Origin of the sequence: Amycolatopsis nivea, assembly GCF_004522235.1 — a bacterium.
Lineage (GTDB): Bacteria > Actinomycetota > Actinomycetes > Mycobacteriales > Pseudonocardiaceae > Amycolatopsis > Amycolatopsis nivea.
In genome coordinates this window covers 1-11784 of record NZ_SDLT01000086.1, presented here as the reverse complement: position 1 = coordinate 11784, position 11784 = coordinate 1, and the positions used below count along the sequence as shown (strand labels likewise).

Genomic DNA, 11784 nt, shown 5'->3' with positions numbered 1-11784 from the left:
GGTCACCGCCTTAACCCGGGACAACGTCCCTGGACATCACATCTAACTCTCGTCCCCCTGCCTGCCTCCCACGACCCGGCTGTCGGCACACTTCCGCCGCTCCACTGGCCACTTCACCACCCGAACCTCGCCCCCTCACCGGACCGCCCAGCGCCTCTTGCCAACTTCGCCACCCAACCGCAGCCCCCGCACCAGCCCGCCCGGCGCCACTCGCCGCTTCGCCACCCAACTGCAGCCCCCGCACCAGCCCGCCCAGCACCACTCGCCGCCTCACCACCCAAACCCCCAGCCCCGCACCACTGCAACCCGCCGCACCGTAGGCTGCGCCCCATGGAATTGCGCAGGATCTTCGCCGGTTTGGGCCGCAGCAAGGCATTCGCCGCGTTCGGCCAAGCGATGATGCCCGCCGACCGCCTGCTCCTCCGCATCAGCGGCGGCCGCGTAGGCGTAGGCGCGGCAGTCGGATTGCGCACCCTCCTGCTCACCACGATCGGCCGCACCTCCGGCGAACCACGCCAGGTCCCGCTGCTGTACGTCGAACGCCCCGGCGGATACGTAGTAATCGGCTCCAACTGGGGCGGCGAACACCACCCCGCCTGGACAGCAAACCTCCTGTCCCACCCCGACGCGACAGTCTCCGTCCACGGCCGCACCGTCCCCGTCCGAGGCCGTCTCCTAAAAGACGCCGAACGCCAGGAAATGTGGGACGCAGTCGCCTCCTACTGGCCCGCCTACGACCGCTACGCCGAACGCGCCGCCCACCGCGAAATCCGGGTCTTCCTCCTGGAACGCACAACCCCAGCCGTTTGACAGGACTTGTTCCGTTCCAGATTCGCCGGTCCTCCCGCCTGCTCCGCTCCGTTTCGTTTCGTTTCGTTTCGCCAAGGCTCGCCCAGCCGACCCTCCCCGGCTGGATCCGCAGCCGTGAGCCGCACGCTCCGCGCGTGAGCGGCCCCGACAGCGACCCGACTCACCAACTCCGGGCTCTCGACGATCAGCGGAGCCGCGCGGCGATGCCGTCCAGCAGACATTCGAGGCCAAGCTCGAACTGCGCGTCCTCGGCCGCCGCCGCGGCGACCTTCCGCGCGTCAGCGGAAGCATGCGCCTCCGCCGCCTGCCCCGAGCCCGGCCGACCCGAGCCCGGCCGACCTGAGTCCGACGGACCCGAGCCCTGCCGGCCTGAGTCCGACGGACCTGAGCCCGGCCGACCCGAGGCCTGTCGCTCCGTGTCCTGCCGACCCGTGTCGTCCTGGCCCACGCCCTGCTGGCCCGAGCCCCGGCGGCCCGGCTCGACCGCCCGACCGGCCCCGGCAACCTCGCGGTCCACCTCGGCACCCCGGCCAGCCCCGGCCTCGTCCACACCCGGCCGGGCACCCGGACTACCGACACCAACCGCCCGGCTCGATGCGTCCGGTTCCGCGTCCGATCCAGCACCGTCCGCACCAACCGCACCGTCCGCACTGGCCTCACCCGCCGCGTCGTGCCGCTCGGCCAGGAAGCTCTCCAGCACCCGCACGAGCAACGGATACGGCCCGTCCTCCGACGGGACGTCGCCGAACCAAGCCCGCGCCTGCCGCTGCACGTCCACCACGTCGACGAACGCGTTGCGCTGCCACATCGCCCGCTCTTCCGCCCACTGCAGCGCCTGACCGGTGACGTACCCGTCGAGCAGCCGCGCGTACCCGAGCGCCGACGCGAGGTCCTGGCCCAGCCGGTCGAAGGTCGCCAGCACGAACTCGGTCCGCCGGCTCGCGTTCGGCCCCGCCGGAGGTCGCTGGTGCACGAGCCGCGCGTACCACGGATGCCGCTTCGTCATCGCCCACGTGTCGACCGCGACGGCCGTCAGCTCGCCCCGCCAGTCCTCGCCCGGGACTTCCGGGGTGCGCACCTCGCCGTTCGCCAAGTCCAGCATCAGGTCCACCAGACCGTCTTTGCTGTGCACGTAGCGGTACAGCGACATCGGCGTGGACGCGCCCAACTCCTTCGCCACTGCCCGCATCGTGAGCGCCTCCGCGCCGCCGTGGTCGGCCAGGCGCACGGCCGCGTTGACGATGTCGACTCGTCCGAGGCCCCATCCGCGTTCCGGCGGCTCAGGCAACAGCCAAATCGGCGGTGTCGGCCCTTGATCTCCCATTCATCTCCCTGTCTCCAGCCCGCTTGCGTACACAGTACATCGTCATGTACAACGTACACAAGATGTACGACGTACACGACCCTGGGGGTTATGAGATGACTGCACGAATTCCTGTTCTGATCTGCGGCGGAGGGATCGCCGGACTCACCGCAGCGCTGCTGCTGCACCGCGAGGGAGTAGCGCCGGTGCTGGTCGAGAAGCACGCCGGCACGTCCCCGCAGCCGAAAGCACGCCGGTTCAACCCGCGCAGCACCGAGGTGTTCCGCTGGCTCGGCCTCATGGACCAGGTCGAGCAAGCGAGCGCACCGCTCGCGTCGTTCACCGGAATGCTCTCCGGCACCACGCTGGCCGACGCGACCTGGCCGGAGGTCACCGAAACCTTGCGCGAACGGCTCGTCCAGCACTCGAAAATGCCCGACCTCAGCCCCGCGCCAAGCGTGTTGTGTCCGCAAGACGTGCTGGAACCGGTGCTGAGGCAGGCGGCGGTCGAGCGAGGCGTGTCGGTTCGCTTCGGCACCGAACTGGTGTCGTTCGAACAGGACGACGCTGGGATCACTGCCCACCTGCGCCCGGCCGACGGCGAGCCGTACCAGGTCAGCGCCGAATATCTGATCGCGGCGGACGGCGCGCGCAGTCCGATCCGCACCGCGCTCGGGATTACGCGCAGCGGGCACGGACACCTGGCCGACAACCTGGACGTCTGTTTCCGCGCCGATCTCGCCGAACTCGTCCGGGACAAACCGTTCAACCTGTGCCGGATCGAAAACCCGGCCGCCTCCGGCGCGTTCGTGTCGGTCAACGGCACCGACCGGTGGCTCTTCTCCACCTCCGACTTCCCCGGGTCGGATTCCCTGGGCGAGGACGGCTGGCAGGAGTTGCTGCGCACCGTCGTCGGCGTGCCGGACCTCGAGGTGGAAGTGCTCAGCCGGATGCATTGGGAATCAGGGATGTACGTGGCCGACCGGTTCTCGTCCGGCCGAGTCTTCCTGGCCGGCGACGCCGCACACGCGATGCCGCCGATGGCCGCTGCGGGTGCGAACACTGCGATCGCGGACGTAGCCAACCTGGCCTGGAAGCTCGCCGCAGTGCTGGCCGGCACGGCGACGCCCGCCCTGCTCGACACCTACCACACCGAGCGGTACCCGATCGGGTACGCGACGGCAGAGTTCTCCAGCATGGCCAGCGGCCATCTCGGCACCATGCTCGCCACGATCACCAGCGAGGACGCGCCGCGCATCGACCCGCTCGCTGCGCTGTTCGGCGTGCAATACGAACAGGGTGCCTTCGTCCCGGACGGACGCGGTCCCGCACCGGAAGACCGCTACGCCCCGGCCGGTCGCCCAGGCACCCGGGTGCCGCACGCCTGGCTCGACGCCACGACGTCCACAGTGGACTTGGCGATTCCTGGCCTGACGTTGCTCTGCGGCCCGGACAGTGCTCGATGGACGGCCGAAGCGAACCGGCTGGGCCTCCGCCTCGTTCCGGTCGCGGACGAGGCGTGGCTGGCCGAGACGGAACTGCCTTCAGACGGTGCGCTGCTGCTCCGGCCGGACGCCATCGTCGGCTGGCATTCCTCGTCGGAGGTCCCGCTCGCGGACGCCCTGTCGCGCCTGCTCAACACACCTGCGGAGGCAATCGTGTGATCCCTTCGACGGTGCTCGGGTTCGCCCGCCCGCGCACTGAAGCTGCCCACCTGCGACGTATGAAAGGAGCATTGATCGAACACACCTGAGAGCGCGGACCCTCGGTGCCGGTACCTGCCAGCCCGCTTCGGCACCCCCACCGGGATGCGATCCGCCGCTGCTCCTCCTGACCAGGTCGAACCGCGCCACCGTGCCAGCCCGCACCTACCGCGGCTCGTGCCTGAAGGAGACCGCAGCAGCTGCCGCCGATGACAGCGAGGATCGCTGCGGCCCGCGCCAACGGCATGCTCCTGCGTGCGAGAGAAGTCCAGAGAGCCAGGACCAGGGTCAACGGAGACGCTGGAGCAGGTAGCGGCTGTGCGTGAACGCTGGGTGTGCGAGCAGATTGTGAGGGTCGCCGCCGAGGGTGCTCGGTGCCTCGGGCGACGGGAACCTTCCGCAGCCTGCGTGAGGTGGCGGCTCGCTAGCGACCTGCGCGATCGTCCGCCGACCTGGTGCAGTCGGCACGTCGCGTGGCGTGCGCCGACCGACCTGGCGTGGTCGGCACTTCGCATAGCGTGCGCCGACCGACCCGATGTGGTCGGCACTTCGCGTGGCGGGCGCGGACCGACTTGGAGTGGCCAGCCCTTCGAGCGGCATGCGCTGGCGTGTGCGCTCGTGTCCGCAGCAGGCCGGAGCGGCGATCGCCCGACACGCGACCTGCGCTGGCAGCCTCGCCGCGAGCATCCCGAGCCGAGCAGCGCGGGCGGAGCGGTCGCTGCACGTGCGGTGCAATCGCTCCAAGCTGCCGTCACCACAGGCGTCAGTTCATTCAGCCCGTGTCAGTAGCCGCCCAGACAAGAGCCGTCGCGTCAAGAAGCTGTCAGGAGCAACCGTCGAGTCGAGCAAAACCGCGTCAACAACAGTCGCACCGAGCGGCCGGAGCCGCCGCCTGCATCAGGATCGAACACAACCCCGTCAGGAGGAGACAAGACCGATGACGACCCCGTTCACTCGAACCGGGACGGGTCACCTGCCCCGTGCCGCACGACCTCCGCCTCTCCGGAGGAGAAGTCGATCACCGTGGTGGGTTCCACGCCGCAGTCGCCGGAGTCGATGACTGCGTCCAGTACGTGGTCGAGTTCCTCCTTGATCTCCCAGCCCTGGGTGAGGGGCTCGCCGGAATCGGGCAGCAGCAGCGTGCTCGACAGGATCGGCTCGCCCAGTTCGCCGAGCAGTTCCTGGGTCACCACGTGGTCGGGGATCCGCACGCCGACGGTCTTCTTCTTGGCGTGCAGCAGCCGCCGCGGGACTTCCTTCGTCGCCGGGAGGATGAACGTGTACGCGCCGGGAGTGCTGGCCTTGATCGCCCGGAACACCGCGTTGTCGATGTGGACGAACTGGCCGAGCTGGGCGAAGTCCTGGCACACGAGCGTGAAGTGGTGCCGGTGGTCGAGCTTGCGGATGGTGCGGATCCGCTCCATCCCCTGCTGGTTGCCGATGCGGCAGCCGAGCGCGAAGCACGAGTCGGTCGGGTAGGCGATGAGCCCGTCGTCGCGCAGCAGGTCGACCACCTGGGAGAGCGCGCGGCGCTGCGGGTTCTGCGGGTGCACGTCGAAGTAGCGGGCCATTGCCCGAGCTTAGGCGTGCCGGCCGGGCCGGGCGCGCGGGCTCTCCGGGGGCCGGGCATTGTGACGGGCGAGGAGGTACGTCCGTGCATGCTCTCTGGTCCACCGGCGAACAGTGGGAACTGCTGCCGCCGGTGCTGCTCGCCCTGCTGCTGAGCACGGTGATCGGCATCGAGCGCGAGGTCGGCAACAAACAGGCCGGCCTGCGCACGCACACGCTGGTCGGCGTCGGGTCGGCGGTTTTCATGCTGGTGTCGAAATACGGTTTCGCCGATTTGCTCGGCATCGAGCACGTGGCGCTCGACCCGTCGCGGATCGCCGCGCAGATCGTGTCCGGCATCGGGTTCGTCGGCGGCGGGCTGATCTTCGTGCGCCGCGACGCGGTGCGCGGCCTCACGACCGCGGCGACCGTCTGGCTCGCGGCGGCCGTCGGGGTCGCGTGCGGTGCCGGACTGCCGGTGCTTGCTGTCGCGACCACCGCCGGGCTCGTCGTGATCACTCGCGGATTCCCGCCGCTTTCCCGGTTCGTCGCGCGCCATCGGCGGCAGCCGCCGATCCTTCGGTTGAGCTATAACGACGGGCACGGCGTGCTGCGGGCCGTACTCGCGGCTTGCACCGATCGAGGCTGGGCAGTCCACCGGGTGGCGGTCGATCGCGAGACAGTTTCCGAAGAGGGGCAACGGATCGCGGTCGTCACATTGCTGTTGCAGGGGCGCGGCGATCTCGCCGACCTCACCGCGGAACTGGCCGAATTGCCCGGCGTGCGAAGCACTGCGACAGGCTCCGAAGACCCGCTCGAAGATTGACCCGCCCCAGGCTCCCACGGATCGCCGGACTTCAGGCACACTGGAGGCAGTGCGGAAACCCCGGTGCGGCAAGAAAAACGAGCGCCGAGGAGAAACCATCCAAATGGGAGGTGAGAGCATGGCCCCCGGCGGTGGCGAGGACCTGATGGCCGTCCGGCCGTCCTTCGACTCGGCTTGGCGCGGCTATCAGCGCGGCCAGGTCGAAGAATTCGTCACGTGGGTCGAGGCGGAATTCCGGCGCCTCGCCGCGGAACGCGACGCCGCGGCACACCAGGCGGCCGAACTCGCCGAGCGCAATCGCGAACTGCGCGCGACGGTCGACCGGATCAGCCGTACCCCCATCGAGCCGGACGCATTGCAGGAACGCTCGCGCCGGATGGTCGAGCTGACGCGCGAGGAAGCCGCGGAGATCACCGCCCGCGCCGAGGACACCGCCGCGCGGATCATCGCTGACGCCAAGGCAGAAGCCGTCCGCCTCACCGAAAAGGAACGCGCGCTCGTCGAAGCTGTCGCCGCGGATCGCGAGCAACAGCGGCGAGAACACGAAGATCTCCTGCGCCGCGCAGTCGAAGAACGCCAAGCCGCAGACGAAGCGGCAGCGAAAGAACGCAAACGGCTCGAAGAACACCTCACGCGCACCTTGGCCGACCGCCGCACCGACGCACTCCGCGAAATCGCCGACCGCACCGCCGCCGCCCGCGCCGAAGCCGACGCACACGTCCGCCAAGCCACCGACCACGCGACCCGCATCGTCGCCGACGCCGAACAGCGGGTCGCCGAACTCGCCGCTGTCCAGCAACGGGTGAAAGCCGCCCTGCGCGGAGCCCGCGAACTACTGGCGACCGCGAACGCCGACCTCGCCCCGGACGGCACCCCCGTGCCGAATCAGCGACGTACCTCCGCACTCACTGAAGTCGCCGAGGCCGCCCCGACGGGCTAAACACCAGGCTCGAGTGGCACAGCATCTCTGCGGTCAACCCCCACGAACGCCGACGTCGAGCTGGTCCGACGCCGGGACCGGCACGCTCACCGACGTCACCGGTGCCGTCCCGATTGACCGAACGCCCCGCGCGCGGCGGCGTGCACGGCAGGCAACCACCGCGAAACTCCGACCTCTCGACAGCGGCCGGAATAGTCTCGGCGTCCGGGTGGCCCGCGATGATGGACCGAGAATGCCGTCAACCCGTGCCACACCGATGCCGAACCTCTGCGCTGAGCGAAGTCGTTGAGGTCGCCGCCACTGGCTGAACGCCCGCCCCGGATACGCCGGGTGGGTATACTTGACGGTGAACCAACGGGGATGCCGAGAAAAAGGGACGATGTGCGATGACCGGCTACGGCAGTGAACGAGAGGCCTACCTCAAGCGCCTTCGCCGGATCGAAGGGCAGATCCGCGGCCTGCAGCGCATGGTCGAGGAGGACAAGTACTGCATCGACATCCTGACGCAGGTGTCCGCGGCGACGAAGGCGTTGCAGTCCTTCTCGCTGGAGCTGCTCGACGAGCACCTGGCGACTTGCGTCGTCCAAGCGGCGGCTGCGGGCGGGGAGGAAGCGGACCTGAAGGTGCGCGAGGCCTCGGACGCGATCGCCCGGTTGGTGCGTTCCTGAAGTAGTTTTCCCCGGCGCGACCTCGGCCCGGTGTTTCCCAGGCCGAGAGGGCATAGAAGCGCTTCGCCGCCGCAGGCGGAGAACAAGTCCAGGTGCTCAGAAGCATGGGCTGGGGTCGGCGCGAACGGACCCTCGCCAGAAAGCAAAAACGGGCCAGCCGCGGAAACTCCCGCCGCTGGCCCGTCGCCGTTAAGTCAAGCCGAACCGGACCGTCGTAGAAACTGGCCGATCCCTATCTGCGCCACACCGACCGAAACCGGCACAATCGCTGGCCGGTCCACGCACGTCACGCCGGCCCGGCACAACCGCTCGCCGATCCCAGGCGCACCACGCCGACCTGAGCTGTCACAACTGCTCGCTGGTCCAAGACACCTCAAGCCGCCCCTAACGGCACGGCCGCTGGCGGTCTCAAGGCACATCAAAGCCGACTGAGACCGCCACGGCCGCTGCGATGGTCCCGGCCAGGTCAAGCCGGCCGGAACCATCGCAGCCACTCACTGGTCCAGGCGCATCACGCAGCCCGGAACCGCCGCAGGCGCAGGCTGTTCGACACCACGAATACGGACGAGAAGGCCATCGCCGCGCCTGCGATCATGGGGTTGAGCAGGCCGAACGCTGCCAGCGGCAGTGCGGCGACGTTGTAGGCGAACGCCCAGAACAGGTTTCCCTTGATCGTGCCCAGCGTGCGCCGGGCCAGGCGGATCGCGTCTACTGTTGCGCGCAGGTCTCCTCGGACCAACGTCAGGTCGCCGGCTTCGATTGCTGCGTCCGTTCCCGTGCCCATCGCCAGGCCGAGGTCGGCTTGGGCGAGGGCGGCTGCGTCGTTGACGCCGTCGCCGACCATGGCCACCACTCGGCCTTCGGCTTGCAGGCGCTTCACCACGGCCACCTTTTCCTCGGGCATTACCTCGGCGACCACCTCGGTGATGCCCGCGGCGTCGGCGATTGCTCGCGCGGCTCCGGCGTTGTCGCCGGTCAGCAGTACCGGCTTCAGGCCTAGCGCGCGGAGTTCGGCGACGGCTTGGGCGGACGTCGGCTTGATCGTGTCCGCGACCACCAGCACACCCCGGGCGACGCCGTCCCATGCGACGAAGACTGCCGTCGCGCCTCGTTCTTCTGCTGCGGTCTTCGCCGAGGACAGCTGGTCGTCGACCTTCACGCTCCAGTCGGCCAGGAAGGCTGCGCGGCCGGCGAGGACGGGTGTGCCGTCCACGAGGCCGGAGACACCTAGGCCTTCGGTGTTGCGGAACTCGGTCGCCGCCGGAAGGTCGCCGACTCGTTCGCGGGCGCCGTCTGCGATTGCTTTCGCGATCGGGTGTTCCGAGGCGTGCTCGACTGCCCCTGCGTAGCGCAGCAGTTCACGTTCCGTGACACCCTCGCCGACTTGGATGTCCACCAGGCTCATTCGCCCGGTCGTGACGGTTCCGGTCTTGTCGAGCACCACGGTGTCGACCCGGCGAGTGGATTCGAGCACCTCCGGGCCCTTGATGAGGATCCCGAGCTGGGCACCACGGCCGGTGCCGACCAGCAGGGCGGTCGGGGTCGCGAGGCCTAGGGCGCACGGGCAGGCGATGATCAGCACCGCTACCGCGGCAGTGAACGCCTCCGTCACGTTTCCGCTGGTCAGCAGCCAGGTGACCAGCGTGCCCACAGCCAGCACCAGCACGATCGGCACGAATACCGCCGAGACGCGGTCGGCCAGTCGCTGGACCGCGGCCTTGCCGTTCTGTGCTTCCTCGACGAGCCGGGCCATCTGCGCGAGCTGCGTGTCCGCGCCGACCCGCGTCGCGCGCACTGCGATCCGGCCGCCGACGTTCACCGTCGCGCCCGTCACGCCGTCACCCACTGCGACCTCGACCGGTACGGATTCCCCGGTAATCATGCTGACGTCGACAGCCGAGCTACCGTCGGTAACCACACCGTCAGTAGCGATCTTCTCGCCGGGCCGCACCACGAACGTGTCCCCGACCCGGAGCTGGTCGACCGGGATCCGCTGCTCGCGACCGTCGCGCAGGACCGTCACGTCCTTCGCGCCGAGTTCGAGCAGGGTCCGCAGCGCGGCACCGGAGCGCCGCTTGGACCTTGCCTCGAAGTAGCGTCCGGCGAGGATGAACGTGGTGACGCCCGCCGCGACCTCGAGGTAGATGTTGTCGGTTCCCGAGCCCCCGGACACGCTGAACTCGAAGCCGTGCCGCAAGCCCGGCATGCCCGCCATGCCGAAGAACAGCGCGTACAGCGACCACAGCGTGGCGGCCGAGACGCCGAGCGAGATCAGCGTGTCCATCGTCGCCGCGCCGTGCCGGAGGTTGGTCCAGGCAGCGCGGTGGAACGGCCAGGCACCCCAGACCACGACCGGCGCGGCGAGCGTGAGCGACAGCCACTGCCAGTTCGTGAACTGCAGCGCGGGGACCATCGCCAGCACGATCACCGGCACGGTGAGGATCGCCGAGTACAGCAGCCGGTCGCGCAGCGGCCGCGTTTCGTCCTGTTCGGGTTCTTCCGGCTTCTCCGGTTGCGGCGCTTGCGCGGTGTACCCGGTCGCTTCGACGACGCCCACCAGGTCGTCGACCGAAACGGTGGAGGGGTATTCGACGTGCGCCTTCTCGGTCGCGTAGTTGACGCTCGCGGTGACGCCGTCGACCTTGTTGAGCTTCCGTTCGACCCGAGCAGCGCACGACGCGCAGGTCATCCCGCCGATGGCGAGTTCGACCGACTGCACGGGGGCTGGTGTCGTGGTGCTCATGTCACTCCTTTTTACGCGACGACCTGGTAGCCGGCCTCAGCGACGGCGGCCTCGACGGCCTCGCGCGAGATCGGCTCCACGCTGGTGACCTTCACGGCGCCGGTGGCGAGGTCGACGTCGACCGTCTGCACGCCGGCCAGGCCGCCTACCTCCTCTTTCACCGATCCGACGCAGTGCCCGCACGTCATGCCCTCGACGGTGTAAGTCGTTTCGGTCATCGCCACACTCCCTATCGTCTCTCCGCTTGCTCCTCCTTTATACCCCTAGGGGGTAGCGGCATGCCAGGGGACCCTGTCGTGAACCCGGTTACCCGCCGGGAGAGACTGCAAGGATGCGGAAGATCTACGCGATCGGGATCGGCGCCGGCGACCCGGAACACCTCACGGTGCAGGCGGTCGACCGGCTCAATCGCGTCGACGTCTTCTTCGTGCTCGACAAGGGCAGCGCGAAGGCCGACCTGGTGCAGCTGCGCCAGGAGATACTGGAGCGGTTCGTGAGCCGCCCGGGGTATCGCGTGGTGAGCGCGAAGGACCCCGATCGCGACCGGAAGCCTGCCGACTACCGCACCGCGGTCGCTGACTGGCACCAGCTCCGCACCGACGTCTACGAGCGGCTGATCCGCGACGAACTGGCCGACGGCGAGACCGGCGCGTTCCTCGTCTGGGGCGACCCGGCGCTGTACGACAGCACCATCGCGTTGATCGAGGCCGTGCTGGCGCGCGGGAACGTGGCGTTCGACTACGAGGTCGTGCCGGGGATCAGCAGCATCTCCGCACTGGTGGCCCGGCATTGCACGACGATGAACCAGATCGGCCGTGCCGTGCAGCTCACGACCGGTCGCCGGCTGGCCGAGGGCTGGCCGAGTGACGCCGACGACGTCTTCGTGCTGCTCGACGCGCACACGACGTTCGATCAATACGCGGACCAGGGGCTGTGGATCTACTGGGGTGCGTACGTCGGGACTCCGGACGAGATTTTGCTGTCCGGGCCGTTGGACGAGGCGCTGGCGGCGAAGATCCGGGAGACGCGGGCCGCGGCTCGGGAGCAGCACGGGTGGATCATGGACACGTATTTGCTGCGCCGACCGGAGTGAGGGCGGCGGGCCGTTCTCACGGTCCGCCGGTTTTTGGGCATAAAAAAGAGGCGGGGCTCCGGGAAAACCTTTTCAGGTTCTCAACCGGAGCCCCGCCCCTTTTTCTTAAGTTAAGTTCGGCGGTGTCCTACTCTCCCACAACCCTTCGGT

General features: G+C 69.0%; 10 protein-coding genes. 6 read left to right on the top strand and 4 right to left on the bottom strand.

From position 1 onward, the window contains the following. The first annotated feature begins 330 nt into the window (after positions 1–330). The gene (locus EIZ44_RS44040; protein ID WP_134734573.1) at positions 331–810 is read left to right on the top strand and encodes a nitroreductase family deazaflavin-dependent oxidoreductase; all 480 of its coding nucleotides are present in this window, start codon (positions 331–333) and stop codon (positions 808–810) included. Between the two features lie 184 nt (positions 811–994). Here the strand turns inward: EIZ44_RS44040 and EIZ44_RS44035 are convergent, their stop codons facing one another. Continuing rightward, the gene (locus tag EIZ44_RS44035; protein ID WP_134734572.1) at positions 995–2134 is read right to left on the bottom strand and encodes a TetR/AcrR family transcriptional regulator; all 1140 of its coding nucleotides are present in this window, start codon (positions 2132–2134) and stop codon (positions 995–997) included. A 95-nt stretch (positions 2135–2229) separates the two neighbouring features. Between EIZ44_RS44035 and EIZ44_RS44030 the strand changes: the two genes are divergently transcribed. Further along, positions 2230–3777: an FAD-dependent monooxygenase gene (locus EIZ44_RS44030; protein WP_134734571.1), complete on the top strand. Its 1548-nt coding sequence runs from the start codon at positions 2230–2232 to the stop codon at positions 3775–3777. Positions 3778–4766: 989 nt separating this feature from the next. On the opposite strand, the gene EIZ44_RS44025 is transcribed toward EIZ44_RS44030, so the two are convergent. Continuing rightward, a complete protein-coding gene (locus EIZ44_RS44025; RefSeq protein ID WP_037814148.1) occupies positions 4767–5387 on the bottom strand; it encodes an L-threonylcarbamoyladenylate synthase in 621 nt (206 codons plus the stop codon). Positions 5388–5470: 83 nt separating this feature from the next. Between EIZ44_RS44025 and EIZ44_RS44020 the strand changes: the two genes are divergently transcribed. The 3 genes from EIZ44_RS44020 to EIZ44_RS44010 all read left to right on the top strand — a co-directional run bounded on the left by EIZ44_RS44020 (position 5471) and on the right by EIZ44_RS44010 (position 7798). Next, positions 5471–6190 carry an MgtC/SapB family protein gene (locus tag EIZ44_RS44020; protein ID WP_037814149.1) on the top strand — a complete coding sequence of 240 codons (720 nt, stop codon included), beginning with the start codon at positions 5471–5473 and terminating at the stop codon, positions 6188–6190. A gap of 118 nt (positions 6191–6308) precedes the next feature. Continuing rightward, complete coding sequence (locus EIZ44_RS44015) at positions 6309–7130, top strand: DivIVA domain-containing protein (protein ID WP_134734570.1); 822 nt, start codon at positions 6309–6311, stop codon at positions 7128–7130. Positions 7131–7516: 386 nt separating this feature from the next. Continuing rightward, positions 7517–7798, top strand: coding sequence for a metal-sensitive transcriptional regulator (locus EIZ44_RS44010; RefSeq protein ID WP_009081418.1), 282 nt, complete (start codon positions 7517–7519; stop codon positions 7796–7798). A 511-nt stretch (positions 7799–8309) separates the two neighbouring features. Here the strand turns inward: EIZ44_RS44010 and EIZ44_RS44005 are convergent. After that, entirely contained in the window at positions 8310–10541 is a 2232-nt protein-coding gene (locus EIZ44_RS44005) for a heavy metal translocating P-type ATPase (protein ID WP_134734569.1), read from the bottom strand. Positions 10542–10552: 11 nt separating this feature from the next. Continuing rightward, positions 10553–10759 carry a heavy-metal-associated domain-containing protein gene (locus EIZ44_RS44000; RefSeq protein WP_043829400.1) on the bottom strand — a complete coding sequence of 69 codons (207 nt, stop codon included), beginning with the start codon at positions 10757–10759 and terminating at the stop codon, positions 10553–10555. A gap of 113 nt (positions 10760–10872) precedes the next feature. Here EIZ44_RS44000 and cobF point away from each other — a divergent pair, with 113 nt between their 5' ends. After that, entirely contained in the window at positions 10873–11634 is a 762-nt protein-coding gene (gene cobF, locus EIZ44_RS43995; protein ID WP_134734568.1) for a precorrin-6A synthase (deacetylating), read from the top strand. The last annotated feature ends 150 nt before the right edge of the window (positions 11635–11784 follow it).

Coding starts and splice junctions, on each gene's coding strand:
- EIZ44_RS44040 (WP_134734573.1), top strand. CDS start 331: ATGGAATTGCGCAGGATCTTCGCCGGTTTGGGCCGCAGCAAGGCATTC.
- EIZ44_RS44035 (WP_134734572.1), bottom strand. CDS start 2,134: ATGGGAGATCAAGGGCCGACACCGCCGATTTGGCTGTTGCCTGAGCCG.
- EIZ44_RS44030 (WP_134734571.1), top strand. CDS start 2,230: ATGACTGCACGAATTCCTGTTCTGATCTGCGGCGGAGGGATCGCCGGA.
- EIZ44_RS44025 (WP_037814148.1), bottom strand. CDS start 5,387: ATGGCCCGCTACTTCGACGTGCACCCGCAGAACCCGCAGCGCCGCGCG.
- EIZ44_RS44015 (WP_134734570.1), top strand. CDS start 6,309: ATGGCCCCCGGCGGTGGCGAGGACCTGATGGCCGTCCGGCCGTCCTTC.
- EIZ44_RS44010 (WP_009081418.1), top strand. CDS start 7,517: ATGACCGGCTACGGCAGTGAACGAGAGGCCTACCTCAAGCGCCTTCGC.
- EIZ44_RS44005 (WP_134734569.1), bottom strand. CDS start 10,541: ATGAGCACCACGACACCAGCCCCCGTGCAGTCGGTCGAACTCGCCATC.
- EIZ44_RS44000 (WP_043829400.1), bottom strand. CDS start 10,759: ATGACCGAAACGACTTACACCGTCGAGGGCATGACGTGCGGGCACTGC.
- cobF (WP_134734568.1), top strand. CDS start 10,873: ATGCGGAAGATCTACGCGATCGGGATCGGCGCCGGCGACCCGGAACAC.